This window comes from Dietzia alimentaria 72, assembly GCF_000226215.1.
In the GTDB taxonomy this organism is placed as follows: domain Bacteria; phylum Actinomycetota; class Actinomycetes; order Mycobacteriales; family Mycobacteriaceae; genus Dietzia; species Dietzia alimentaria.
Genome location: NZ_AGFF01000007.1, coordinates 217,572 through 241,801 on the forward strand (window position 1 = coordinate 217,572; position 24,230 = coordinate 241,801).

19 protein-coding genes and 1 pseudogene are annotated in these 24,230 nt (G+C 69.1%); 13 read left to right on the forward strand and 7 right to left on the reverse strand.

Features of this window, described 5'->3' with window-relative positions; genetic code table 11:
* Nucleotides 1-6: 6 nt before the first annotated feature.
* The 3 genes from ON04_RS03475 to ON04_RS03485 are packed head-to-tail and all read right to left on the reverse strand — an operon-like array spanning nucleotide 7 to nucleotide 5,797.
* Nucleotides 7-1,470, reverse strand: coding sequence for an NAD-dependent succinate-semialdehyde dehydrogenase (locus ON04_RS03475; RefSeq protein WP_010540193.1), 1,464 nt, complete (start codon nucleotides 1,468-1,470; stop codon nucleotides 7-9).
* The gene (locus tag ON04_RS03480; protein ID WP_010540194.1) at nucleotides 1,467-4,526 is read right to left on the reverse strand and encodes an FAD-binding and (Fe-S)-binding domain-containing protein; all 3,060 of its coding nucleotides are present in this window, start codon (nucleotides 4,524-4,526) and stop codon (nucleotides 1,467-1,469) included. The genes ON04_RS03475 and ON04_RS03480 overlap by 4 nt, the downstream gene beginning before the upstream one ends.
* The gene (locus tag ON04_RS03485) at nucleotides 4,508-5,797 is read right to left on the reverse strand and encodes an aspartate aminotransferase family protein (protein ID WP_029457641.1); all 1,290 of its coding nucleotides are present in this window, start codon (nucleotides 5,795-5,797) and stop codon (nucleotides 4,508-4,510) included. Before ON04_RS03485 ends, ON04_RS03480 begins: the two co-directional genes overlap by 19 nt.
* Before the next feature lie 251 nt (nucleotides 5,798-6,048).
* On the opposite strand from ON04_RS03485, the gene ON04_RS03490 reads away from it, so the two are divergent.
* Together ON04_RS03490 and ON04_RS03495 are read left to right on the forward strand one after the other, a co-directional pair.
* Nucleotides 6,049-7,035 carry a D-2-hydroxyacid dehydrogenase gene (locus tag ON04_RS03490; RefSeq protein WP_010540196.1) on the forward strand — a complete coding sequence of 329 codons (987 nt, stop codon included), beginning with the start codon at nucleotides 6,049-6,051 and terminating at the stop codon, nucleotides 7,033-7,035.
* An 80-nt stretch (nucleotides 7,036-7,115) separates the two neighbouring features.
* On the forward strand, nucleotides 7,116-7,979 hold the full coding sequence (locus ON04_RS03495; protein WP_010540197.1) for a phytanoyl-CoA dioxygenase family protein: 864 nt from the start codon (nucleotides 7,116-7,118) through the stop codon (nucleotides 7,977-7,979).
* 17 nt (nucleotides 7,980-7,996) lie between these two features.
* Here the strand turns inward: ON04_RS03495 and ON04_RS03500 are convergent, their stop codons facing one another.
* Nucleotides 7,997-8,920: a LysR family transcriptional regulator gene (locus tag ON04_RS03500; protein ID WP_010540198.1), complete on the reverse strand. Its 924-nt coding sequence runs from the start codon at nucleotides 8,918-8,920 to the stop codon at nucleotides 7,997-7,999.
* A 165-nt stretch (nucleotides 8,921-9,085) separates the two neighbouring features.
* Here ON04_RS03500 and ON04_RS03505 point away from each other — a divergent pair, with 165 nt between their 5' ends.
* The gene (locus ON04_RS03505; protein ID WP_010540199.1) at nucleotides 9,086-10,315 is read left to right on the forward strand and encodes a Glu/Leu/Phe/Val family dehydrogenase; all 1,230 of its coding nucleotides are present in this window, start codon (nucleotides 9,086-9,088) and stop codon (nucleotides 10,313-10,315) included.
* A gap of 8 nt (nucleotides 10,316-10,323) precedes the next feature.
* Here ON04_RS03505 and kstR read toward each other — a convergent pair whose 3' ends face one another.
* Nucleotides 10,324-11,034, reverse strand: coding sequence for a cholesterol catabolism transcriptional regulator KstR (kstR, locus tag ON04_RS03510; RefSeq protein WP_010540200.1), 711 nt, complete (start codon nucleotides 11,032-11,034; stop codon nucleotides 10,324-10,326).
* A gap of 187 nt (nucleotides 11,035-11,221) precedes the next feature.
* Between kstR and ON04_RS03515 the strand changes: the two genes are divergently transcribed.
* From ON04_RS03515 to ON04_RS03535, 6 genes and pseudogenes are all read left to right on the forward strand, one after another.
* Entirely contained in the window at nucleotides 11,222-13,393 is a 2,172-nt protein-coding gene (locus ON04_RS03515; protein WP_010540201.1) for an acyl-CoA dehydrogenase family protein, read from the forward strand.
* Between the two features lie 99 nt (nucleotides 13,394-13,492).
* Nucleotides 13,493-14,527: pseudogene (locus ON04_RS17265) on the forward strand (acyl-CoA dehydrogenase family protein); the annotation flags it as partial.
* 54 nt (nucleotides 14,528-14,581) lie between these two features.
* The gene (locus ON04_RS17270) at nucleotides 14,582-15,793 is read left to right on the forward strand and encodes an acyl-CoA dehydrogenase family protein (protein WP_337998983.1); all 1,212 of its coding nucleotides are present in this window, start codon (nucleotides 14,582-14,584) and stop codon (nucleotides 15,791-15,793) included.
* 32 nt (nucleotides 15,794-15,825) lie between these two features.
* Nucleotides 15,826-16,902: a bifunctional MaoC family dehydratase N-terminal/OB-fold nucleic acid binding domain-containing protein gene (locus ON04_RS03525; RefSeq protein ID WP_010540203.1), complete on the forward strand. Its 1,077-nt coding sequence runs from the start codon at nucleotides 15,826-15,828 to the stop codon at nucleotides 16,900-16,902.
* A complete protein-coding gene (locus tag ON04_RS03530; RefSeq protein WP_010540204.1) occupies nucleotides 16,899-17,348 on the forward strand; it encodes a MaoC family dehydratase in 450 nt (149 codons plus the stop codon). The genes ON04_RS03525 and ON04_RS03530 overlap by 4 nt, the downstream gene beginning before the upstream one ends.
* Nucleotides 17,345-18,517 carry a lipid-transfer protein gene (locus ON04_RS03535; protein ID WP_010540205.1) on the forward strand — a complete coding sequence of 391 codons (1,173 nt, stop codon included), beginning with the start codon at nucleotides 17,345-17,347 and terminating at the stop codon, nucleotides 18,515-18,517. Before ON04_RS03530 ends, ON04_RS03535 begins: the two co-directional genes overlap by 4 nt.
* Nucleotides 18,518-18,542: 25 nt before the next feature.
* Here the strand turns inward: ON04_RS03535 and ON04_RS03540 are convergent, their stop codons facing one another.
* Nucleotides 18,543-19,622, reverse strand: coding sequence for an alpha/beta hydrolase (locus ON04_RS03540; RefSeq protein ID WP_033444043.1), 1,080 nt, complete (start codon nucleotides 19,620-19,622; stop codon nucleotides 18,543-18,545).
* A 188-nt stretch (nucleotides 19,623-19,810) separates the two neighbouring features.
* Here ON04_RS03540 and ON04_RS03545 point away from each other — a divergent pair, with 188 nt between their 5' ends.
* From ON04_RS03545 to ON04_RS03560, 4 genes are read left to right on the forward strand one after another with little or no spacing between them, the layout of a single operon-like run.
* Nucleotides 19,811-21,466, forward strand: a complete 1,656-nt coding sequence (locus ON04_RS03545) for an AMP-binding protein (RefSeq protein WP_010540207.1) — start codon at nucleotides 19,811-19,813, stop codon at nucleotides 21,464-21,466.
* A gap of 44 nt (nucleotides 21,467-21,510) precedes the next feature.
* On the forward strand, nucleotides 21,511-21,774 hold the full coding sequence (locus tag ON04_RS03550) for a hypothetical protein (protein ID WP_010540208.1): 264 nt from the start codon (nucleotides 21,511-21,513) through the stop codon (nucleotides 21,772-21,774).
* Nucleotides 21,771-22,115, forward strand: a complete 345-nt coding sequence (locus ON04_RS03555; protein WP_010540209.1) for a hypothetical protein — start codon at nucleotides 21,771-21,773, stop codon at nucleotides 22,113-22,115. Before ON04_RS03550 ends, ON04_RS03555 begins: the two co-directional genes overlap by 4 nt.
* Before the next feature lie 10 nt (nucleotides 22,116-22,125).
* Complete coding sequence (locus tag ON04_RS03560) at nucleotides 22,126-23,169, forward strand: LLM class F420-dependent oxidoreductase (RefSeq protein WP_010540210.1); 1,044 nt, start codon at nucleotides 22,126-22,128, stop codon at nucleotides 23,167-23,169.
* Between the two features lie 199 nt (nucleotides 23,170-23,368).
* Here ON04_RS03560 and ON04_RS03565 read toward each other — a convergent pair whose 3' ends face one another.
* Nucleotides 23,369-24,229, reverse strand: a complete 861-nt coding sequence (locus ON04_RS03565) for a MaoC/PaaZ C-terminal domain-containing protein (RefSeq protein ID WP_010540211.1) — start codon at nucleotides 24,227-24,229, stop codon at nucleotides 23,369-23,371.
* Nucleotide 24,230 lies beyond the last annotated feature (1 nt).

The following is a 24,230-nucleotide window of genomic DNA, read 5'->3' on the forward strand; positions in this document are numbered from 1 at the left end:
CCGGGCTCAGCGCACCGGGATCGCGACGAGCTTGGTCTCGATGAACTCCTCGATACCGCTGAGACCGCCCTCGCGACCCAGTCCGGACTGTTTGATCCCGCCGAACGGGGCCGCGGGGTTGGATACCACGCCCACGTTGATGCCGACCATTCCCGCCTCCAGACGCTCGGACATGGACAGCGCGCGGTCGAGGTTCTCGGTCATCACGAACGAGACCAGCCCGAACTCGGTGTCGTTGGCCATCTGAACGGCCTGGTCGTCGGTATCGAATGAGATGAGGGCGGCCACCGGGCCGAAGATCTCGGTGGTCATCAGCTGGGCGTCGGGGGCGACGCCGGTCAGGACGGTGGGCGGGTAGAAGAAGCCGGGCCCGTCCCCGCGCGTACCGCCGGTGAGGACCTCTGCGCCGCGGTGCACGGCGTCGTCGACCAGGTCCACGACCTTGGTCACGGCCTTCTCCTCGACCAGTGGGCCCACGTCGGTGCCGTCGGCGGCGCCGTCGCCCACGGTGAGTGCGGCCATCCGTTCGGCCAGGCGTCGTCCGAACTCGTCGATCACCGACGAATGCACGAGGATTCGGTTCGCGGACGTGCAGGCCTCGCCCATATTCCGCATCTTGGCCGCCATGGCGGCGTCCACCGCCACGTCCAAGTCGGCGTCGGAGCACACCACGAACGGCGCGTTGCCGCCGAGTTCCATGGAGGTGCGCAGGACACCGCGCGCGCACTGCTCGAGTAGTTTGCGGCCCACGGGCGTGGACCCCGTGAAGGAGAGTTTTCGGGCGATGCCGGAGTCGATCCACGGCTCCACCACACTGCCGGCGTCGGACGTGCACACCACGTTGAGAACGCCGTCGGGCAGTCCGGCCTGGCGGAGTAGGTCCACCACGTAGAGCGAGGTCAGCGGGGTAAGTTCGGCGGGCTTGAACACCATGGTGCAGCCGGCGGCGATGGCCGGACCGATCTTGCGGGTGGCCATGGCCAACGGGAAATTCCACGGGGTGATCAGAATGCAGGGGCCCACGGGTTCGCTGGTCACCATGAGCCGGGTCTTACCGTCGGGGGAGCGGCGCGCGTCCCCCCGGATGCGGCAGGCCTCCTCGGAGAACCAGCGGAAGAACTCGGCTCCGTAGGTGACCTCGCCGCGGGCCTCGGCCAAGGGTTTACCCATCTCGGTGGTCATGAGCAGGGCGAGCTCGTCGGCGCGTTCGGTGAGTAGTTCGAAGGCCCGGCGCAGGATCTCGGAGCGTTCGCGGGCGGGTACGGCGGCCCAACCGGCCTGGGCCCGGCCGGCGGCCTCGATGGCGGCGGTGGCGTCTCGGTCCCCGCCGTCGGCGACGTTCGCCACGACCTGACCGTTGGCCGGGTTGATGACCTGGAAGGTGGCTCCGGAGCTGGCGTCGCGCCAGGTGCCGTCCACGTGGATGCCGGTGCCGAGTCCGGCGATGATGTCGGTTGCGGATCGGGTCATGACTGCCTCCTGGGGGCGGGGTCGGGGTCGAGGAGTTCGAACAGATGCTGGCCGGCGCGGGCGCCGGTGCTCGGGTCGGTGCCGGCCAGGTGGTCCACCTGGGTGGCGCAGGAGAAGCCGTCGGTGAGGACGGGGGCGTCGGTGTCAGCGCGTAGGGCGGGGCCGAGGGCCTGTTCGGCGACAGCCGCGGTAACGGCCTCGTGCCCGATCGTGAAGCCGAAGTCTCCGGCGACGCCGCAGCAGCCGGTGGCCTCGCGGACGGAACCCACGCCCAGGGCGATGAGGGTGGCGCGCTGCACGCGATTGCCGAAGGTGGAGTATTCGTGGCAGTGCGGCTGGACGGTCACGCGGTCCGGGGCGATGCCGTCAGGCCAGGCGGGGGCGCGTCCGTCGGCGGCGAGGTGTCCGAGGTGTTCGGCCGACGAGCGGATCCGGGCGGCGACGCGGCGGGCAGCGGCGGCGGTGGCGGCGTCGACGGGGGAGCCGGGGCCCTCGGCGAGGAGGCGGGGCATGTCGCCGCGCAGGGCGGCGGCGCAGCTCGGTTCCACGACGACGACGGGGACCTCCGCCCCGTCGGGCCCGCGGATCGCGTCGAGGTGCAGTGCGGTCCGTGTCATGGTGCGCCGGGCTGCGTCCAGTCGGCCTGTGGTGACGTGGGTGAGGCCGCAGCAGTGGCGGGCGCTGCAGGCCACGGAGGTGTGCGAGCCGCCGAGGACGCGGGCGGCCGCGCCGGCGACCCCGGGTCGCAGCCCGCGGGTGAACGAGTCGAGGAACAGCACGACCTCGGCGGAGGTGCGGGTAGTGGTCCCGTTATCGGGGCCGGCGGGCGCGTGCGGGGCGGTCCACACGCTGTCGGGTACGCGGGCCAACTCGTCGCGCAGGTGGCGGGCGGACGCGAAGCGGGGCAGGGTGCGGTCGGACGCGACCCCGCCCAGCCTGGCTGCGGCCCGACCGGCCCTCAAGCCCATGAGGGCGTTGAGAGGGCCGGCGACCCGAGTGGTGGCCCGCAGCCACAGGGGCAGTAGGCCGAGCGAGTAGTGCTCGCGGGGCCGGAGTCGGTTCTTGTAGCGGCGGTGCAGCGCCTCGGATTTGAACGTGGCCATGTCCACTCCGGTGGGGCAGTCCGATGAGCACGCCTTGCAGGCCAGGCAGAGGTCCAGGGACTCCTCGACGGCCGGGTCGTCGATCGGCAGGGTGCCGCGCACGACCTCTTGCAGGACGCGGGCGCGGCCGCGGGTGGAGTCCTTCTCGTCCCCGGTCGCGCGGAACGACGGGCACATCACGCCACCGGTGGAGGTGCGGCAGCGGCCCACGCCTATGCACGCCTGGACCGGGTGGGCACCGTCGGAGGAGGTGAGCAGCCCCAGGTCGTGCGGGTAACGCCGGTCGGGCACGCCGGCCAGGGACAGGTCGACGTCCAGCGGGCGGGTGGCGGTGAGCCCTCCGGGGGCCAGGATGCCGGCGGGGTCCCAGGTGCGGGCGAAGCGGTCGAAGGCGCCGAGGATCTCGGGCGAGTACATGATCGGCAGCAGTTCGGACCGGGCCCGGCCGTCGCCGTGCTCCCCGGACAGCGATCCCCCGTGGCGCACGGCCAGGCGCGCGGCGTCGGTGCAGAAGGCCCGGAAGACCGCCCGGCCGTCGTCGGTGCGTAGGTCAAAGGTGATGCGGATGTGCATGCATCCGGCGCCGAAGTGGCCGTACATCACGCCGGTCAGGCCGTGGTCGTCCAGCAGGTCGCGGAACTCGTCAAGATAGTCGGCCAGTCGCTCGGGTGGGACCGCGGAATCCTCCCACCCCGGCCAGGACTCGATGATCCGGCCGGTGGCGGGGTCGGCAAGGCGGGAGCTCAGGCCGGCTCCGTCCTCGCGGACCCGCCACAGGTCGGCGCGGGCCACCGGGTCCGTCACGACGAGGGCCTCGACGGCGTGACCGGACCGCGTCAGCTGATCGGCCAGTTCCGCCACCCGCGCCTCGAGCGCACCGGCGGCGGAGCCCGGGGGATGGTAGCCCCCGTCGTCGTCGAGTTCGATGAACAACCACGCCCGCCCGTCCGGGAGGTCGGCCACGGAGTCGGCGCCGCGGCGCTCGCGCATGGTCGCGACGATCACCTCGTCCACTCCCTCTACGGCCGTAGGATGGAAGCGCAGGATGGCGGGCACGTCGCGAGCGGCCTCCACCACGTCGGCGTAGCCCACCACCAGCAAGGCTGTCTCCTCCGAGCGCGGCACGATCCGCATAGTGGCGGCCGTGACGATCGCGCACGTGCCCTCGGATCCGACCAGTGCGCGGGCCACGTCAAAGCGCTCCTCGGGCAGCAGGTGCCGCAGGTGGTAACCGGACACCTGGCGCGGGATGCGGCCGAGCTCGGTGCGAATCGCTGCCAGGTGTGTGGCGGCGAGGTCGGCGAGTTCGGTCGTCAGGTGCTCCGCGCGCGCGGCGGCGGCGTCGTCGTCGGGATCGGTGGCCTCGATGCCGGACCGGGTGGCGGTCACGCGCAGGCCGTCGGCGGTCACCAGGCGCAGTGATTCGACGTGGTCGGCGGTCCGGCCGTGGCGCACCGAGTGATTGCCGCAGGCGTCGTTGCCGATCGCCCCACCCACACAGGCGCGGGATTGGCTGGAGGGATCGGGTGCGAACGTGAGTCGGCCCCCCGTGGCATCGTGCACCGCGGCACGCAGGTCCGTCAGTACCGTGCCGGCGTCAGCGGTCACCACCCGGGCGTCGACATCCACCCCGAGTACGCGGTGCATGTGCCGGGACAGGTCCAGGATGAGGCCGGTCCCGAGGGCGTTGCCGGCCATCGACGTGCCGCCGCCACGCGCGGTCACGGGCACGCCCAGCCGATGGCACACCTTCAGCGCAGCGGCGACCTCGGCCTCGGACCGCGGGAACAGCACGGCGTGCGGGACGACGCGGTAGTTAGAGGCGTCGTACGAATACTCGGCCACCCGGCGTGGGTCGGCCTCGGGCGCGAGGCCCACCGCGACGAGTTCGGCGACCAGCGCCTCCGCCGCGACCTCGGTGGGGGCCCCGGTGGTCACGCCGCCCCGTTGCACACCCGGTGCACGGCGCGGGTGAAGCGCTCGACGCCCGTGTCCACCTCGGCGGCGGTCACCACCAGCGCGGGGATGACGCGCACCACGGAGCCGGTGGGGCCGCAGGTCAGGGTGAGTAGATCCTCGTCGATGCAGGCCTGCTGCACGGCCCCGGCCAGGCGGGCGGCCTCGAGCGCACCCGCGCTGCCGGCTGGTGCGGTGGGGTCTCCGAACTCGATTCCCAGCATGAGTCCGGTCCCGCGGATATCGCAGATCTGGGCCACGTCGCCGAGGCTACGCCGCAGACCGCTGAGAAGTTGCGTTCCGCGCTCTTCCGCGTTGGTCACCAGGTCCTCGCGCTCGACCACTCCGAGGGTCGCCACGCCGGCTGCGGCGGCCACCGCGTTGCCGCCGTACGTGCCGCCCTGGGACCCGGGCCAGGCCTTGGCCATGAGCGACTCGGGGGCGGCGATGGCGGAGATGGGGAAGCCGGAGGCGATGCCCTTCGCTGTGATAATGATGTCGGGCACCAGGTCCTCGGTGTGCTGATGGCCCCAGAACCGCCCGGTGCGTCCGATGCCGGCCTGCACCTCGTCCAAGACCAGAAGCGCGCCGATCGCATCTGCTCGCTCGCGAAGTCCCTGCAGGTAACGCGGGGGAGTGGCCATGTAGCCGCCGTCGCCGAGGACGGGCTCGATGAGAAACGCCGCGATCTCCTTGGCGTCGACCCGGGTGGCCATGAGGTAGTCGAGTTCGGCCAGTGCGAAGTCCACGGCGTCGTCCACTGTCCATCCGTGGCGCAGTGCGTGGGGGAACGGTGTCATCACCACTCCACCCATGAGTGGGGCGAAGCCGGCGGAGAAGCGGGTGCCGGCCGTGGTGAGGCTGGCCGCGGCCACAGTGCGGCCGTGGAATCCTCCCTGCACGGTGACGATGTTGGGTCGCCCGGTGGCCATACGGGCCAGGCGGACCGCTGCTTCGACGGCCTCGGAACCAGAGTTGGCGTAGAAGACCGAGTCGATGCCCTCCGGCAGGTGCTCGCCGAGCTTCTCGGTGAGTTCGAGCAGCGGCGTGTGCATGACGGTCGTGTACTGGGCGTGGATGATTTTCCCGCACTGCTCGCGGGCTGCGGCCACGACGTCAGGATGGCAGTGGCCGGTGCTCGTCACGCCGATGCCGGTGGTGAAGTCGAGGTAGTCACGCCCGTCCGTCCCGTGGATCCACGAGCCCAGGGCGTGGTCCACCACGACGGGCGTGGCCTGCTTGAGGAGGGGAGACAGGTGCGCGGTCATATCGCCAGTCTGTGACCAGCCGGCAAGATTGTCAACAATCCGACGATCCTTGATTCGCGAGGCGCCGTGAGCGTTGATGTGTGCCGTCAAGGCTGCCTCCGCCCCGCCCGCAGCATCCGCGACCGTCGATGAACTCGCGCGTGTGCAGCGGCGGTCGCGCGAGTTCATCGACAGTCGCGCCTGTGTGACGGGCGTACAGGCGCGGGTGCGGATGCAGGTGCCACGCGTGCTGCGATCGCTACGGTGGGGCCATGACGCCCAACGCTGAGTCCGAGACCCGACCCACCGTTGTCCTGCTCACCGCCGACGGCGTGCTGCCACCGACCGGCCTCGATGAGGTCCGCGAGGTCGCCGACGTGCGCGAATGCACCGCGGACACCCTCGCGGAGGCGTTACCAGGAGCCGAGATCCTGTGGGTTTGGGACATCTTCTCCGGAGCCCTCGCCTCCGCCTGGCACGCCGCCGACGCCCTGCGCTGGATTCACGTGGCCGCCGCCGGGGTGGACAAGCTGCTATTCGACGAATTGAGAGACTCCGACGTCCTGGTGACCAATGCCAAGGGCGTGTTCGACGGGCCCATCGCCGAGTATGTGCTGGCCTGCGTCATGGCCCACGACAAGCTCCTGCACCAGACCGAGGCCCTGCAGCGGGCGGGCGTCTGGCGTCATCGCGAGACCACCCGGGTCGCGGGCCGGCGGGCACTGGTGGTGGGAACCGGCGGGATCGGACGGGCCACCGCGCGTCTCCTCCGGGCGGTCGGGCTCGACGTCCGCGGGGCGGGGCGGAGACAGCGTGACGACGACGAGGACTTCGGCACCGTCCTGGATTCGGCCCGCCTGGCCGAGCACCTGGGCGAGGTGGACCACCTCGTGATGGTGGCACCCCTGACCGACGCCACACGCGGGATGCTCGGGCCCGCCGAGCTCGCGGCATTGCCCGACGGCGCCCACGTGGTGAACGTGGGCCGCGGTGAGCTCGTGGACCAGCAGGCGCTCTCGGACGAGATCGCGACCGGCAGGCTCGAGGCGCATCTGGACGTCCTCGTCGTCGAGCCCCTCCCCGAGGCGGACCCGCTCTGGACGCTCGAGGGCGCGTACATCAGCCCGCACATGTCTGGTGACGTGACCGGCTGGCGTGACACCCTCTCCGAGCAGTTCCGCCGCCACCTGCGCACATGGCTGTCCGGCGGCGACCCGGGCCCGGCGATCGACAAGGGTCGAGGATACGCGAGCGGCTGACCGGTTGTCAGTGTTCACAGCCCCTTCTACGGTCGGATTCAGGACGCGAAAAGTAAGCGTCACCGACCGAGAGGAGAACCATGACACTGGCCGTCGATGACTACACAACCCGTGTGAGCGGAGCTCCGGCCATCCTCGACCGTCCGGACCCGGTGGTGTGGTCCGGGACCGACGACCCCGAGATCGCCCGCTTCGCCGACCGCGGATACATCCAGCGTGAGGGCGCTCTCGACGGCGCGCAGGTCGATGCCTGCCTCGAGGAGATGCGGCGGATCGGCTCTGACCCCGCCATGGCCGACGACCCCCGCGTCATCCGCGAGTCCGGCAGTGAGGCAGTGCGCTCGATCTTCGACGTGCACGAGCTGAGCGACGTGGTGTGGGAGGCGGTCAACCGCTCCGGCGCCATCGAGCTGGCCCGCGAGATCCTCGGCTCCGACGTCTACGTCCACCAGAGCCGCCTCAACTACAAGCCGGGCTTCGCGGGCGGCGCCTTCTACTGGCACTCGGATTTCGAGACCTGGCACGCCGAGGACGGCATGCCCCGACCACGCGCCTGCAGCGCCTCGCTCGCGCTGACCCGCAACGAGGTCTACAACGGGCCGCTGATGATCATGCCCGGCACCCAGAAATACTTCGTCCAGTGCGCTGGCGAAACCCCGGATGACTACTACCGGGAGTCGCTCGTCTCCACCACGCCCCGGGTGGGCGTGCCGTCGGAGGAGCACATCGCCGAGTTGTACCGCTCGCACGGACTCGACGTCCTCACCGGCGGCGCCGGGTCCATGACCATGTTCGACTGCAACGCCCTGCACGCCTCCGGCGGCAACATCACGCCGATCCCGCGAGCGAACGTCTTTGTGGTGTTCAACAGCGTGGAGAACGGGCTGTCCGAGCCGTACGCGGGGACCCCGCCGAGGCCGGAATTCCTCGCCCGCCGGCCCTGATCCAGCCCCGATCCGGCTCAGGCCAGGCGCTCGGGCGGCGCCAGTCCCAGCTCAAGCGCGGCCTCCCTGAACGCTTCGATGAAGGCCTGCAACGGCCCGCGGCGACCGTCCCGTATGCGGTGCGTGATGGACACGGTCCTGGTAAGGGGATCGCTCAACGGGAGCACGTCGACGTTCGCCGAGGATGTGCTCAGACCCAGGTCGGAGGCGAGGGTCACGCCGAGACCGGCTGAGACAAGTGCCAGCGCCGTGGACTGCTCACCGGCCTCGTGGCGGACATCGGGTTCGAAACCGGCGTCCCGGCAGGCGATACGGACAGCCCGCCCGTAGTGCGAGCGCGGGTGGGCGATCACCCAAGGAGCAGCGGCCAGATCGGCCAGGGAGGCCTTCTCGGACTGCAACGAACCGCGGGGGACCACCGCATGCAGGGTCTCTACCGCGATCGGTACGCGCGCGAGATCGGGCACGTCCGCCATCAGGTAGGTGGAGTAGTCGAGTACGAACGACAGGTCGAGCGAGCCGTCGCGGACCGCTCCGGTTGTGTCTTCCGGCGCGAGTTCCCGAGAACGCACCGCGATGCCCGGATGATCGCGCGCCAACACCCGGATCCCCGCCGGCAGCAGCGTCGTGGCGACCGAAGCCCAGACCCCGGCTGTCAACGTGGTGCCGACCCCGGCGCGGGCCGACTCCATGGCGTGGCCGGCGTCCTCCACCGCGGCCAGGATCGTCCGTGCGTGCTCGGCCAGCACCAGGCCGGCGTCGGTGAGGGCGATGCCGCGGCCACGCCGTTCGAACAGGGCGGTCCCCGCCTCCCGTTCGAGGAGCGCAAGCTGCTGCGACACCGCCGAGACGGTGTAGTCCAGTGCGGCGGCCACCGCGGTCACGGTCGACCGCCGCTCCAGTTCGCGGAGCAACCTGAGGCGGTGCAGGGACGGCTCCATGAACAGCAGCGTAGGACGGGAACGCGGCCGGGGGAGCGGACCGTGCAGGAAAAGTGAAAGGTGGGGTCCACCAAATACCTCTAGACCCGGTGCCACCTGCGGGTTCATGCTTGGGGTGCAGCCCCGAACCGGGCTTTTCCCTTATCGTCCAAGGAGGCGAGCGCCTTGACTTCTCTCGAGATTCCCGGCACCACACCGAGCCAGACGGGCGCCCTCGCGGCGAGCCCGGCCGGCGGCACGTCGCCCACCCGTGAGCCGTATCTGCGGCTGCACTGGGAGGACGATCAGACCGGAGCTCGCGGCTATCTCGTTGTGGACACGCTTGTCGGTGGCCTGGCCACCGGCGGCACTCGCATGCGCGCTGGCTGCACCATGCGTGAGGTCGAGGATCTGGCTCGCGGGATGACCCGCAAGACCGCCGCGTTCGACCTACCGATCGGTGGTGCGAAGGGGGGAATCGACTTTGATCCGAAGGACCCGCGCGCGGTGGACGTGCTGACCCGCTTCTTCGAGGCCATGCACCCGTTCCTCGACCGGCACTGGGTGACCGCCGAGGACCTGGGCGTGACGCAGCAACTCATCGACGAGGTGTTCGCCCGCCTCGGGATGCGCCAGTCGTACCACGCGGCCATCGAACGTTCGACGAACCGTGCGGCCACGGCCGAGCGCATCTACCGGGGTCTGAACGCAGAGGTCCCGGGCGGTCTGCTCGGCGACGTGATCGGTGGCTACGGAGTGGCCCAGGCCTGCCTGGCCGCGGCGTATGTCCGCGGGATGGAGGTCGAGCGCACCTCGGTCGCGGTCCAAGGGGTGGGCACCATGGGCGGTGGCGCGGCCTGGTACCTGCATGAGGCGGGAATGCGGGTGGTCGCACTAGCTGACGCCGGTGGCACCCTCTATGACCCCGCGGGCCTGGATGTGCCAGCACTGCTGGAGACGCGGGACCGCTACGGCGAGATAGACCGCGCTGCCGTGCCCGCCCGGGTGCGGCAGATGGGCCGCGACGAGATCCTGGGTATGGATGTGGACATCCTGGTCCCGGCGGCGGTCTCGTACGCGATCACGGCGCAGAACTGTGTCCGGGTGACCGCTCCGATCGTGGTGGAGGCCGCGAACGCTGCCACCACGATGGATGCCGAGCTCGACCTCACCGCTCGCGGCATCGCCGTACTACCCGACTTCGTGGCCAACGCTGGCGCCGTGGCCTGGGCATGGTGGCTCATTCTCGGTGAAGTCGACGAACAGCCTGAGTCTTCTTTCCTGCGACTCAGCAGGGAGATGACGGCCAAGGTCGCAGATCTTCTCACCGGGTGGGTGCCCGCCGACGGCCCGCTGCGCTGGGCGGCTGACGTATCAGGCGTGGTCCGTCAGGTCCCTCCGATTACGGTTCCCTGACGGAGTCGTCAGCGGTCGAGCGGGGCCTCGGAATCGCCGTTCCCGCTCGCGATCGCGTTGTGCAGGCGTGCGCGCCGGGGCGAGTCGTCGGTGCCCAGGATGAGGTCGATGGTCATACCGAGCCGGGCGCTGACGTCTGCGGCCGTGGAGCGCCGGGTCAACCAGGAGACGAGGTTGGACATCCACACGTCCGAGATGACACGTGCGATCGACAGTTGCACCTCGTCGGGCTCGCCCTGGGCCATCGCGCGGGCGATCATGCGGTCCATGTAGAAGGCCACTTCTTCGACCTCGGTGGCCACGGACGCGTCGGCGAACATGAACGCGCGGGTCATGGCCTCGGTGAGGTTGGGCTGGCTCTGCATGGACTTGGTGATCATGTCCACCACGACCTTCATGCGTTCCTGGGCGGTGTCGCCGGGCGGGGCGCTGCGCTCGGTGCGCTGGTCCAGCCGACGGAACTCGCGGGCCAGGGCGGAGGTCAGCAGATGCACCTTGGAAGGGAAGTAGCGGTAGAGGGTGCCCACGGCGACCTCGGCCTTCTCTGCAACGGCGCGCATCTGTACGGCCTCGTACCCGCCCTTGGCGGCGAGGGCGAGCGTGGCGTCGAGGATCCGACGACGACGCTCCCGCTGTGACGACGTGGAAGGCTCGTCACCCCGGGTGGCGGGGCCCGACGGGGTGGGGTCGGAGCCGGTCTCGATCGAGCTCTTGGTCATCCAGAACCTTCTGCGCTGTCGGATCAGTGTGATGGTCTGTGTGTGGGGCCCGGGTATACAGGTTTGGCCCCGCTCGTGCATTCTAGAACACGTTTCCTAGAACAGGTTCTATTATGTCGAGGAGAGCGTGGACCGGAGTGTCCACGTAGGTCAGGTACACCACCCCAGTCGCGCCGAGGAGCACCCCGTGAGCATCGCCACCACCCCGGATCAGACCGAGATCCAGAACTCGATCAAGGCCTGGGCTAAGTCCGCCAATCCAGTGGACACGGTACGCGCCCAGGAGAACGACCCCGACGCCTGGAAGGCCTTGTGGTCCCAGCTGGCCGAGCTCGGCCTCTTCGGGGTGGCGGTGGCGGAGGAGTTCGGTGGTGCCGGTGCCGAGATCGTGGATCTCGCCTGCATGCTCGAGGCCGCGACGGCTCGCATGGCACCCGGCCCGGTTCTGTCGACGGCCGTGACCGGCGTGCTGGTCTCCCGCGCCGGCGGTGCGGTGGCCCAGGCGCTCGGGGAGAAGATCGCCGAAGGCGGCCTGCCCGTCGGCATCTGCCTGGGCATCGGCGTGGCAACTCTGGACGGATCTGGCGCGGTCACCGGTGACCCGGGCCTCGCCTACGGCGGCACCACGGGCGGCGGTCTGCTGCTTCCCGTCGAGATCGACGGCGGCACTCGCTGGGCGCTGCTCGATGCCGGAACCGAGGGTGTCAGCGTGACCGCGGCGACCCCGTTCGACATCTCCGCTTCTCTCGGTCACGTGAGCCTGGAGGGCGTGCAGGTCCCGGCAGACCGGATCCTCGAGGGGATCACCACGGACGACGTCCATCAGCTGTTCGTGACCCTCGCTGCCGCCGAAGCCGCCGGTGTGGCCGAGTACACGCTCACCACCTCGGTGGACTATGCCAAGATCCGCGAACAGTTCGGCCGCACCATCGGCTCCTTCCAGTCCATCAAGCACCTCGCCGCCGACATGCTGTGCCGGACCGAGCAGGTCCGAGCGCTCGCCTGGGATGCAGCCGTCGCGGCCGAGGACATGGGCACCGAGGACTCCGAGTTGGCCGTGGCCGCGTCGGTGGCCGGTGCGCTCGCTTTTGACAACGCCGTGCGTAACTCACAGGACTGCATCCAGATCCTCGGCGGCATCGGGTTCACGTTCGAGCACGATGCCCACTTCTACATGCGCCGGGCGAGCGCACTACGCCAGGCGATCGGTGGTGCATCCCGCTGGCGCCGCTCGCTCGCCGACCTCACGCTGGCGGGCAGGCGACGCCACCTGGACATCGATCTCTCCGAGATCGAGGGCATCGACGCCAAGCGCGAGGAGATCAAGGCCCTGGTGGCCAAGGTCGCCGCCGTGGACGGCGACGAGCGCAAGCAGGCTCTGGCCGACACCGGGCTGTTCATGCCCCACCTGCCCGAGCCGTGGGGCCTGGGTGCGTCGCCGGCCGAGCAGCTCATGATCGACGAGGAACTCGAGGCCGCGGGAGTGGCCCGCCACGACATCACCATCGGCGGCTGGGCCGTCCCGACGATCCTTCAGGCGGCTCCCGAGCACGCCGATCTCCTGGTCCGCGACACCATGGCCGGGAAGGTCAAGTGGTGCCAGCTGTTCTCGGAGCCCGGCGCCGGCTCAGACCTGGCCGCGCTGCGCGCCACCGCGGAGAAGGTCGACGGTGGTTGGAAGCTCAACGGTCAGAAGGTGTGGACCTCGCTGGCACGCGAGGCCGACTGGGCCATGTGCCTGGCGCGCACCGACAAGGACGCGCCCAAGCACAAGGGCATCACCTACTTCCTCGTGGACATGCGCTCCGAGGGCATCCGCACCTCGCCGCTGCGCGAGATCACAGGCGAGGCGCTGTTCAACGAGGTGTACCTCGAGGACCTCTTCGTGCCGGACGAATTCCAGGTGGGCACGGTCAACGAAGGGTGGAAGATCGCCCGCACCACGCTCGCCAACGAGCGCGTGGCCATGGGTGGCGGCTCGTCGCTCGGTGACGCGGCCGAGGAGATCATCGGCCTCATCGAGACCGCCGGGGTCGCCGGCGACGCACTGGTCTTGGACGAGCTCGGCAAGCACATCGCCGACGGCGTGGTGGGGAACCTGCTCGACCTGCGGACCGCCCTGCGCAGTCTCACCGGGTCCGGCCCGGGCGCGGAGTCCTCGGTCCGCAAGATCGTGGGCGTGCGCCACCGCCAGGACGTTGCGGAGTTCGGGCTCGAACTCACCGGAACCCGCGGCGTCGAGTTCACCGAGCAGGGGCGCAAGTTCCTCATGGTGCGTTGCCTCTCGATCGCCGGTGGCACCGAGCAGGTGCTGCTCAACGTCGTGGGCGAGCGCATCCTCGGCCTGCCGCGCGACTAGTTCGCCAACCTCTTACTGCACACCCCTCCCAGACCCGAACAGGACTGATCCCCCGTGGACTTCACCCGTACCGAGACCCAGGCAGCCGTCGCCGAGGCCGTGGCAGGCGCGCTCTCCACGGCCGCCCCGGCCGAGGAACTGCTCACCGCACTGCCCAGCCGCAGCGTCGAGGACGCGGGCTACGACGAGCGCCTGTGGACCGCGTTCGCCGAGTCAGGACTGCTGTCCCTGGGGCTGCCCGAGGCACTCGGTGGCGATGACCTCAACGCCGCCGATATCGCCGTGGTGCTGGAGGAGGTCGGCCGAGCCGGCGTCGTGATCCCCGCCCTGGAGACGCTGGGTTTCGGTGTCCTGCCGATCATCGCTCTGGGCTCGCCGGCGCAACAGGAGCGACTGCTGTCCGGGATCGAGGACGGGCGCATCATCACCGCGGCAGTCGCCGAGCCGGGTAGCCCGCTCCCGCTCGAGCCCACGGTGCGTCTGGACGGAGGGAAGCTCACGGGAACGGTCACCGCCGTGCGGTACGCGGCCCAGGCGAGTTCTGTGCTGGTTCCGGCGACAACGTCCGAGGGGACCGCCCTCGTCGTCGTCGCCCCGGACGCTCCGGGAGTCACCCTGACCCCCACCCTCGGCTCGCTGGGGGTGCCCGAGTACGCGATGCGGCTCGAGGCCACCCCGGTCGATGACGACGAGGTACTGCGCGGCGCGGGATCAGAGCCCGCCCTCGAGGTGTTCCGACGTCTCGTCCTGTCGGCCTGCATCGCGCACGGCGACGGGCTGATCGCCGGCGCGTTGGACATGACGGCGGGTTACCTCAAGGACCGGGTGCAGTTCGGTAAGCCGCTCGGATCGTTCCAGGCGGTCCAGCAGGAACTCGCGGACGTCTACATCATCTCGCAGACGCTGCACGTGATCGGACAGTCGGTGGCGTGGCGCGTCTCCGAGGGACTGGCCGGACCGGGTGACCGATACGAGACCGACCCGGCGATCGGTGCCTACTGGTTGGCGACCGAGGGGCCACGGGCGGTGCAGATCCTGCATCACCTCCACGGTGGGGTCGGGGTGGACGTCACCTACCCGATGTTCAAGTTCTCCTCCGCGGTCAAGGATTTGGCCAGGTTCGTCGGCGGCGCGCAGCTGCACCTCGACGCACTCGGTAAGGCGGTCGCCGCGGACCCGGTCGAGCAGGTGGCGCCCGCCGCCACCGACGCCGGCGCGGCCTCGGAGGGCGCGTTCATCGACCTGACGCCCGAGCAGCGGGCGCTCCAGGCGGAGCTGCGCGAATACTTCTCTACACTGATCTCGCCGCAGGAGGCGGCGGACATCGCCACCACCCGCCACGGTGACACCTATGCCGAGATCGTCAAGCGTATGGGCCGCGACGGCTGGCTGGGCGTCGGATGGCCCACCGAGTACGGCGGGAAGGGTTTCGGGCACATCGAGCAGCTGATCTTCACCAATGAGGCCACCCGCGCCGACATCCCGTTGCCCTCGGTGACGCTGCAGACGGTGGGACCGACGCTGCAGAACTACGGGACCCAGGCCCAGAAGGACAAGTTCCTGCCCGGGATCCTTTCCGGTGAGATCCACTTCGCGATCGGCTACTCCGAGCCCGATGCCGGCACCGACCTGGCCGCTCTGCGCACGACCGCGAAGCGCGACGAGGCCACCGGCGACTGGATCATCAACGGTCAGAAGATGTGGACGACCGGCGGGCACCACGCAGACTACGTCTGGCTGGCAGCCCGCACCGGCACCCCGGATTCCCGCCACCGCGGGCTGACGATCTTCATCGTGGACACCACCGACCCCGGCTTCTCGTTCACGCCGATCATCACCTGCGACGGCGCCCACCACGTCAACGCCACCTACTACACCGACGTGCGCGTCCCGGCGGACATGGTGGTGGGCGAGGTCGACGGTGGCTGGAAGATGCTCACCACCCAGCTCAACCATGAGCGCGTCATGCTGGCGCCGTCCGGTCGTCCGGGCGGGTACTACGACGCGCTGGCGTCCTGGGCCCGGGGCACCGGCCCGGACGGGGTGCGCTATCTGGACCGGCCCGAGGTTCGCGACGGCCTGGCCGAGATCTTCTCGATCGTGCGGCTCAACGAACTCGTCAACTGGCAGGTCTCCTCGGCCGGCGACGACCCCTCGATGGCCGACTCCGCAGCCTCCAAGGTGTTCTCGACGGAGCAGATCCAGCACCTGGGCCGGATCGTCGAGGAACTCATCGGGAGGTTCGGCGACCCGACCCATCCCCGCATCGCGGAACTGCAGCGTTACTTCGACATGATGAACAAGCGCAACGTCGTGATCACCTTTGGTGGCGGCGTCAACGAGGTCATGCGCGAACTGGTCTGTATGGGAGGTCTCGGCATGCCCCGCACCTCCCGCTAGACCCCCTCCCACAACCGAACGAGAAGGCACCCATGAGTGACGAGCAGGCCGGCCGCATACTCGCCGCGGCCGAGGAGGTCCGCGCCTCCGGCGGTAGCGCCCCCCGTGCGGGCCGCGACCCCATCAACATGCCGATGATCCGGAACTGGACCGAGGCGATCGGCGATGCCAACCCGATCTACGAGTCCGAGGACGCGGCCGTCGCGGCCGGTCACGGCGGACTCGTGGCGCCGCCCGCGATGGCGCAGGTGTGGACCATGCGCGGACTCGGCAAGACGCGCGAGTCCGACGACCCGCTCGGCCGGATGACGGACCTCCTCGACGCCGAGGGCTTCACATCCGTCGTGGCCACCAACTGCGATTCGACCTACCACCGCTACACGAGGCCCGGCGAGGAGGTGACGATCTCCTCGGAACTGACCGACGTCGTGGGTCCCAAGAAAACCGGCCTGGGGGAAGGCTGGTTCTTCACTACTCGCAATTACTGGAGTGTGGGCAACGAGGTGGTGGCCGAGATGGATTTCCGGATTCTCAAGTTCCGTCCGCCGGCCAAGGAAGCACAGACACCCGCGTCCGCCGCCGATCAGATCGTGGCGAGCTCCTGCTCGGCCACCGACGACCTAGTGGTGGGCAAGGTCATGCGCCCATCCGTCTCTCAGGACACCCGCTTCTTTTGGGACGGCGTTGCCGCTCATGAACTCCGCATCCAGAAGCGCGAGGACGGCTCGCTGCAGCACCCGCCCGTGCCAGCGCTGTGGAAGGACAAGACCGAGCAGACCGACTACGTCGTGGCCTCCGGTCGCGGCACGGTGTTCAGTTTCGTCACCCATCACGCCCCACGGGTCCCGGGCCGCACTCGGTTCCCATTCGTGATCGCTCTGGTGGAGCTGTCCGAGGGCGTACGGATGCTCGGCGAGCTGCGCGATGTCGACCCTGCCGAGGTCACGATCGGCATGGAGGTCGAGGTGGAGTTCCTCGACATGCCCGGAGACACCAGCGAGGACGCCGCGTTCGGCACCGAGCCGTGGACGCTGTACGCGTGGCGGCCCGCCGGGGCCCCGCCCATCGACCGTCAAATGCCCGAAGTCGCGGAAGGTGGCGCCAAGTGAGCGAGAACAGTGCTGTGACCGACGCGGTCTGCCCGGCCGAACCGCCGACCGTTGCGGTGGGGGACGCTCTCCCCGAACTGCAGGTCGAAGGCACCCCCACGTTCATCGTGGCGTCAGCCCTGGCGACGCGTGACTTCCAGGATGTTCACCACGATCGTGACCTGGCCCATCAGAAGGGCTCCAAGGACATCTTCGTCAACATCCTCACCGATACCGGCCTGGTGCAGCGGTACGTCACCGACTGGGCCGGACAGAAGGCGCGGATCACCTCCATCAAGCTCCGCCTCGGCGTGCCCTGGTACGCCTACGACACCCTCATCCTGACCGGCGAGGTCACGGAGATCGCGGCAGACGGCCTAGTCACTTTGAAGATCGTCGGCAATGACTCCCTGGGCGCACACGTCACCTCGACCGCGACCCTTTACATGAATGGAGACCCGCAGTGAGCACCCTTGCCGACAAGGCGGCGATCGTCGGTATCGGCGCCACCGACTTCTCCAAAAACTCCGGCCGCTCTGAGCTCCGATTGGCAGCGGAGGCCGTGCAGGCCGCAGTGGCTGACGCCGGGCTCAAGCCCTCGGACGTCGACGGCCTGGTGTCGTTCACCATGGACACCAACACCGAGATTGCCGTGGCCCGCGCCGCCGGCATCGGCCACCTCAACTTCTTCTCGCGAATCCATTACGGAGGCGGCGCGGCGTGCGCCACCGTGCAGCAGGCAGCCATGGCCGTTGCCACGGGCGTCGCGGAAGTGGTCGTCTGTTACCGCGCGTTCAACGAGCGCTCCGGAATGCGGTTCGGGCAGGTCAACTCGGCACTGGTGCAGCAGGTCAACTCCTCCGGCACCGACAACGCCTTCTCCTACCCGCACGGTCTGTCCACGCCCGCCGGGTTCGTTGCCATGGTGGCCCAGCGCTACATGCACGAGTACGGGGCTACCAGCGAAGACTTCGGCCGCGTTGCCGTGGTGGACCGCAAGCACGCCGCCGCCAATCCGGCCGCGTTCTTCTACGGCAAGCCCATCACGCTCGCCGACCACCAGAACTCCCGCTACATTGCGGAGCCGCTGCACCTGCTGGACTGCTGCCAGGAGTCGGACGGCGGCCAGGCGATAGTGGTGACTACTCCCGAGCGGGCCAGGGATCTGCCGCACAAGCCGGTCTCGATCGCCGCCGCGGCCTCGGGCTCGGGCCCGGATCAATACATCATGACCTCGTACTACCGGCCGGAGCTCGCGGGACTGCCCGAGATGGGCATCGTCGGCGACCAACTGTGGTCCCAGTCGGGCCTGCGTCCTGAAGATATGGACATGGCGGTCCTGTACGACCACTTCACGCCCTACGTCCTCATGCAGCTCGAAGAACTGGGCTTCTGCGGCCGCGGGGAGGCCAAGGACTTCGTCCGTGAGCCCGGTGCTCTTGAAGTGGGCGGTCGATTGCCACTGAACACGCACGGCGGCCAGCTGGGCGAGGCGTACATCCACGGCATGAACGGCATCGCCGAGGGGGTCCGGCAGCTGCGCGGTGAGTCGGTGAACCAGGTCGACGGCGCCGAGAGGCTCGTCGTGACCGCCGGTACGGGCGTGCCGACCTCGGGGCTGGTGCTCACCGTCTGAGTGGCTGCCGGGGCTGCCTGCGCGGTCAGCCGCGCAGGCAGCCGCGCACGAACGACCCGATGTCGCGCACCGCGAGCTTGGCCTCCGGGACCAACGGGTGGAACACCTGGAACACGTGGAACTGGTGAGGCCACAGCTGGAACTCGTGGATCACGTCGTGCTCGGCGAAGTTCTCGGCCATCGTCTCGATCCCGCCGCTGAAGATCTCCGCACCACCGCACTGGATGAGGAACGGCGGCCAGTCCGGCGAGGGCGTGTACTGGATCGGGGAGATGGCCGGATCTGCGGAGTCCACGCCCGGCGCGTACTGGGCGCGGCACAGCTCCGCGAGCCCGAGAGCCAGGAACGGGTCCTTCTTGGCCTTGTCGCGGGCGGTCATGTCGGTGAAGTCCAGGTCCACCCACGGGGAGAGGAGGACTACGCCGGCTGGCATGTCCCCTCCGGTTCTCTCGAGATGGGCCACCAGTTGAATGGCGAGGTTGCCGCCGGCCGAGTCGCCCGCCACCACGATGTTCTCCGCCGGGAAGCCCATGTCGATGAGCCACTCCCATCCGGCGACGGCGTCTTCCGTGGCCGCGGGGTGCGGGTTCTCGGGGGCGAGCCGGTAGTCGGGTAGGAAAACGGGGACGCCGGTCTCCGCAGCGATCCGCGAGGCCAAGGGCTTGTGCGACCACGGTGATCCGAACGTGAATCCGCCGCCGTGGAGGTGGTAGATCACCTTGTCCGAGTCGAAGAACCGCTTGCGGCCCACCCACAGTCCGGGCACCGGGCCGTCAGACGACCAGTCGTTGGTCGTCTCGAGCGCAGCGGCCCGGCCCGCGCCCGATGTCAGGGCACGTAATCTGTTCAGGGAGACATCAGTGGCGGGCATGCGGTCGAGGGCGGGTCGAACGAACAGTCGCAGGCCTCCGGCCAATCCACGCGAGCGCAGGGTGCCATGCTCGCCCGGGCCGCCCAGTGCGGGCTTCCGGTGGGACGGGCGGTCGGCCTCCCGGTCTGCTGCCCACTTGCCGTCCTGGGGAACGTCGCCGGATCCCGTCGACCGGGGTAGTTGCAGACCTCCGTCAGAAGACGTTCCGGCACGCCGGGACCGCGATCCACTCATGAGGGAAATGTAGGCGGTCGGGGAGAGGGGGGCGGGACGAATCGCCGGGGACCCCACCATTGGCCGTAGAACGTGTTTCTGTTATAAACGATTATCGCAGGCCAGATAGGCCGTGTAGACATGAGAACAAGTTCAGGTCACAATGTGAGAACAGCCACATCTCACCCCCTCGAAAAGGACTCTTCCCGATGACCGACGCCGTTGCCGATAAGTCGAACGACCCACTCGCCGGAACCAACCCGGACATGAACCAGGCCGCGGTGTTCGAGGCCGTTGTGGACAAGACCCCTGACAACCTGCTTCTCACCGTGGACGGGGTGGATCACACTTATCGACAGGTCGACGATCTGGCCAACCAGATGGGGCACATGCTCAAGGCGCACGGCGCCGAGCCGGGCAGCCATCTTGCGCTGTACATGAAGAACAGCACGACGCACATGGCCGCGATCATTGCCACCATGAAGATCCGGGTCGCGGGCATCAACGTGAACTATCGCTACACCCCGGCCGAGTTGGTCTATCTCTTCAACGACTCGCAGTCGTCCGGCGTCATGGTGGACGCCGAGTTCGCCGAAACGATGGCGGCCGCGGTGCCCAAGCTCGAGACCGTCCGGACGATCTACTCCGTGGGCGGAGTGCCCGAGGTCCTGGCCGCCGCGTGTGCAGAGCACGGTCTCGCGCTGGTCGACGTGGACGCCGAGATGCCCACCCATTCCACCGCGCGGGACTTCGAGCCCGCCCGGGGCGACGACAAGTGGATCGTCTACACCGGCGGCACCACCGGCTTCCCCAAGGGAGTGCAGTGGAACCACTCGGACTACTACTACGCATGCCTGTCCGGCGGTAACCCGTACGGCGACAAGCGCCACAGCCCGGCCGAGGTCGCAGAGCACGTATCGGCCGAAGGCGGTGGCCTCAAGGTGGTCGTCTCGGCGCCGCTCATGCACGGTGCCGGACTGTTCACCCTGCTCACGTTTGTCAACCTCGGTGGGCACCTGCTCATGTTCCGTGACTTCGACGCGGAGGAGATCGTCCGCACGGTCGCCGAACGTCAGGGACAGATCCTGGTGTTCGTGGGCGACGGCATGGCCGTACCCATCACCGACGCGATCGTGGCCAACAAAGACACGCTCGACTTCAGCTCACTGTTCATGGTCGCGTCGGGTGGCGGTATCTGGTCCAAGGCCACGCGTGACCGTCTCCTCGAGGTCCTGCCCAACATCATGACGCGCGACAACTTCGGTGCGTCGGAGTCGGGTAACGACGGCGAGCTGGCGATCACCGACAAGTCCGAGCTGACGATCCCGTCCAGCGCCAGGATCGGCCTGATCGACGAGTCGAACAACCCGATCAGGCCCGGCTCGGACGAGATCGGCTACATCGTGCGTCGCGGACACATCCCCGTGGGCTACTGGAATGATCCGGAGAAGACCGCCAAGACGTTCCCCGTGGTCGAGGGGCACCGCGTATCGGTGCTCGGTGACATGGGGCAGATCCGCGAGGACGGCACCATCGTGTTCCTCGGCCGCGGCTCGGGCACCATCAACACCGGTGGCGAGAAGGTGTTCCCGGAGGAGGTCGAGCAGGCGCTCAAGGCCCACCCGGCGGTCCACGATGCCCTGGTCGCCGGAGCTCCCGATGACCGCTACGGCCAGAAGGTCGCCGCCGTGGTGTCGTTCCGGGAGGGCCAGTCGGCCTCCGATGAGGAGCTCACCGAGTTCCTGCGCGGGTCGCTCGCCAATTACAAGGTCCCTAAGACGATCGTCGATGTGCCCGAGATTCGGCGTTCGCCCGCAGGTAAGGCCGACTACAAGTGGGCCAAGGAGCAGATCTCGTCCGAGTAGCTCGCTCGCCCGGCCAGGCGGTCCGGCGCAGTAGGATTCCGGGTATGCGGAGGTTCGACCCGGTGGGCACAGTGCGCGGCCTGGAGCGGTCGTACAGGGGGAGGCACGGCCGACGCGCGGCGGCGCTCGCGGCACTCCTGGACGGGGCCGACGACGAGGTGGTCATCCGCCCCTGGGAGGTGCGCCTTCCCCGGTTGGTCATCCTGGCGGCGGCCCGGAGCAGGGGACTGGAAGCCGTCGGAGGTCTCCAGTCCCTCGCGCTGCAGGGCCCGTGGGTCGAGCCCATGCACTTCAGGAGGCAGCAGTGAACGCGGGCTGGGTGCTCGTGGTCCTGGCGCTGCTGCCCCTGACGGCCTGGCTTGCCGCGTTCGCCGCGGTGGCTGTCCGCGGTGTACTGCGTCGCCGGGGCGACGAACAGACGCGTCGTCTGCGACTGATCAGGATGTTGGGACGTGCGGACCTCGTCGTCGTCCCCACCTCCGACGTCGATCTGCCCGAGCACACCGTCCGCGACGTGGCCGCCGAGGTGGGCTTCCGCCTTCTCGGATACGAGCGCACGGAGTCGCCACTGCGTCGTCGGGTCGGCGTGTTCGTGCGGGAAGGCGGCGCGGTCGACGCGGTGATCGAAGGAGCCCGGGCGCCCCGGTAGTGTCGACCACATGCGCATCGGAATGACCCTGAACTACAGCGGCGGCTTCGCCGAGACCGCGGCCGAGGCCGCCGACCTCGAGCGGGCGGGTCTGGACATCGCCTTTGTCCCCGAGGCCTATTCCTTTGACGCCGTGAGCCAGTTGGGCTATCTCGCGGCCCGCACCTCGACCATGGAACTAGCGTCGGGCATCCTGCAGATCTACACGCGGACGCCGACCCTCACCGCCATGACGGCCGCGGGGCTGGACTTCGTCTCCGACGGCCGCTTCACCCTTGGTCTGGGCGCTTCCGGTCCGCAGGTGGTGGAGGGCTTCCACGGCGTCAAGTACGACGCACCGCTGGCCCGCACTCGCGAGATCATCGAGATCTGCCGCAAGGTGTGGCGTCGCGAGAAGGTGGTCCACGACGGCGCGAAGTACCAGATCCCGTTACCCGCTGATCAGGGCACCGGCCTGGGCAAGCCGCTCAAGCTGATCAACCACCCAGTGCGGGAGAACATCCCCATCGTGCTGGCCGCGCTGGGTCCGAAGAACGTGGAGCTCGCCGCCGAGATCGCGGACGGCTGGCAGCCCATTTTCTACCATCCGGAGAAGGCGCACCTGGCGTGGGGCGACCCGCTGGCCAAGGGGCTCGCCAAGCGTGATCCGTCCCTCGGTGAGCTCGAGGTGTACGCCGGCCCGCCGTTGGCGATCTGCGAGGAGAACGAGGTGCCGGGGTACCTGGACTTCGTCCGCCCGCATCTGGCCCTCTACATCGGCGGTATGGGTGCGCGTGGCAAAAATTTCTACAACGAGCTCGCCTGCCGCTACGGCTACGAGGCCGAGGCCAAAGAAATCCAGGACCTCTTCCTGGACGGGAAGAAGGACGAGGCCGCGGCGGCTGTCCCCGACGAGTTGGTGCGCTCGGTCTCGCTCATCGGTCCCGCCTCGTATGTGGCGGAGCGGGTCGAGGCGTTCCGCGAGGCGGGAGCCACCACCCTCACCGTGGTCCCCATGGCCATGGATGCGCCGGGTCGCATCAAGCTGGTGGAGCAGTTCCGCGAGCTCTGCTGAACCAGCTCCGCAGCCGCCACCGGCGATGAACTCCCGCCGCCGCCGGGGCGCACGCGCGAGTTCATCGCCGGTGGCGGATAGCTGGCGCACACCCGAGCTGAGGGAGTGGCGCATCGAGACTGCGGAGCTTCCCAGTCGAGGAATACGACAACACCCCGCGACTCTGGGCCGCGGGGTGTTGATCGATGAGATTCGACGTTCAGGCGAGGTCGACCACTACGTTCTTGAGAACGGGGGCGTCGTCGCGCTCGACGACGGTCGCCGCCACGAGCAGGCGCGAGTCGTCTTCCCACACGCGGATACGCATGGTCTCGCCGGGGAAGAAGATGCCGCCGAAGGTCACGCCGTAGCCGCGGACCTTGTCGACGTCGCCGCCCAGCACGTTGTCGACGACCGCCCGCAGCACGAGCCCGTACGAGCAGAGACCGTGCAGGATCGGCCGCGGGAACCCGGCTGCCTCAGCGAACGCGGGATCGGAGTGCAGCGGGTTGCGGTCGCCGCACAGGCGGTAGAGAAGCGCCTGCTGCGGGAGGCTCGCCACCTCGATGGTGTGGTCGGCCTCGCGCTCCGGGTACTGGACCTTCTCGGAGGTTCCGCGTTCGCCCCCGAAGCCGCCCTCGTCACGGGCGAAGATGCCCGAGCGGGCCGTCCACAGCTTCTCACCCTCAGCGGAGACCGTCTCGGACTCCTGGATGATCACCGCAGCCGAACCCTTGTCCTGGATCTCGGCGATCCTGGTGGTAGTGGTGGCGGTCCCGGCGGCCGGGATCGGGCGGTGCAGCTGGACGTACTGGCTGCCGTGGACGACCTTCGCCAGATCGATCTCGACACCGGGGAACGAGACCCGCGGTGCCTCGGTGACGTTCATCGTGGCGGCGACGGTGGCGAACGAGGGCAGCACCTTGGGCGCGGAGTCGTCGATGTACGCCAGTCCGGCGGTGTCCATGGGGTCGGCGGCCGCGCCCACGCCGAGCGCGTACAGCGCCACGTCGGAGGCTGTCCAGGAGAACTCCTGCGACGGCAGTTCGGCGCCGAGGGCCTTGTTCAGGTCGATGGGCACG

What these genes read in the sequence shown, in the direction of transcription:
- ON04_RS03500 (WP_010540198.1), bottom strand. Translation starts at nt 8,920, where the DNA reads ATGGAGCCGTCCCTGCACCGCCTCAGGTTGCTCCGCGAACTGGAGCGG.
- ON04_RS03550 (WP_010540208.1), top strand. Translation starts at nt 21,511, where the DNA reads ATGCGGAGGTTCGACCCGGTGGGCACAGTGCGCGGCCTGGAGCGGTCG.
- ON04_RS03495 (WP_010540197.1), top strand. Translation starts at nt 7,116, where the DNA reads ATGACACTGGCCGTCGATGACTACACAACCCGTGTGAGCGGAGCTCCG.
- kstR (WP_010540200.1), bottom strand. Translation starts at nt 11,034, where the DNA reads ATGACCAAGAGCTCGATCGAGACCGGCTCCGACCCCACCCCGTCGGGC.
- ON04_RS03560 (WP_010540210.1), top strand. Translation starts at nt 22,126, where the DNA reads ATGCGCATCGGAATGACCCTGAACTACAGCGGCGGCTTCGCCGAGACC.
- ON04_RS03540 (WP_033444043.1), bottom strand. Translation starts at nt 19,622, where the DNA reads ATGAGTGGATCGCGGTCCCGGCGTGCCGGAACGTCTTCTGACGGAGGT.
- ON04_RS03545 (WP_010540207.1), top strand. Translation starts at nt 19,811, where the DNA reads ATGACCGACGCCGTTGCCGATAAGTCGAACGACCCACTCGCCGGAACC.
- ON04_RS03475 (WP_010540193.1), bottom strand. Translation starts at nt 1,470, where the DNA reads ATGACCCGATCCGCAACCGACATCATCGCCGGACTCGGCACCGGCATC.
- ON04_RS03525 (WP_010540203.1), top strand. Translation starts at nt 15,826, where the DNA reads ATGAGTGACGAGCAGGCCGGCCGCATACTCGCCGCGGCCGAGGAGGTC.
- ON04_RS03485 (WP_029457641.1), bottom strand. Translation starts at nt 5,797, where the DNA reads ATGACCGCGCACCTGTCTCCCCTCCTCAAGCAGGCCACGCCCGTCGTG.
- ON04_RS03490 (WP_010540196.1), top strand. Translation starts at nt 6,049, where the DNA reads ATGACGCCCAACGCTGAGTCCGAGACCCGACCCACCGTTGTCCTGCTC.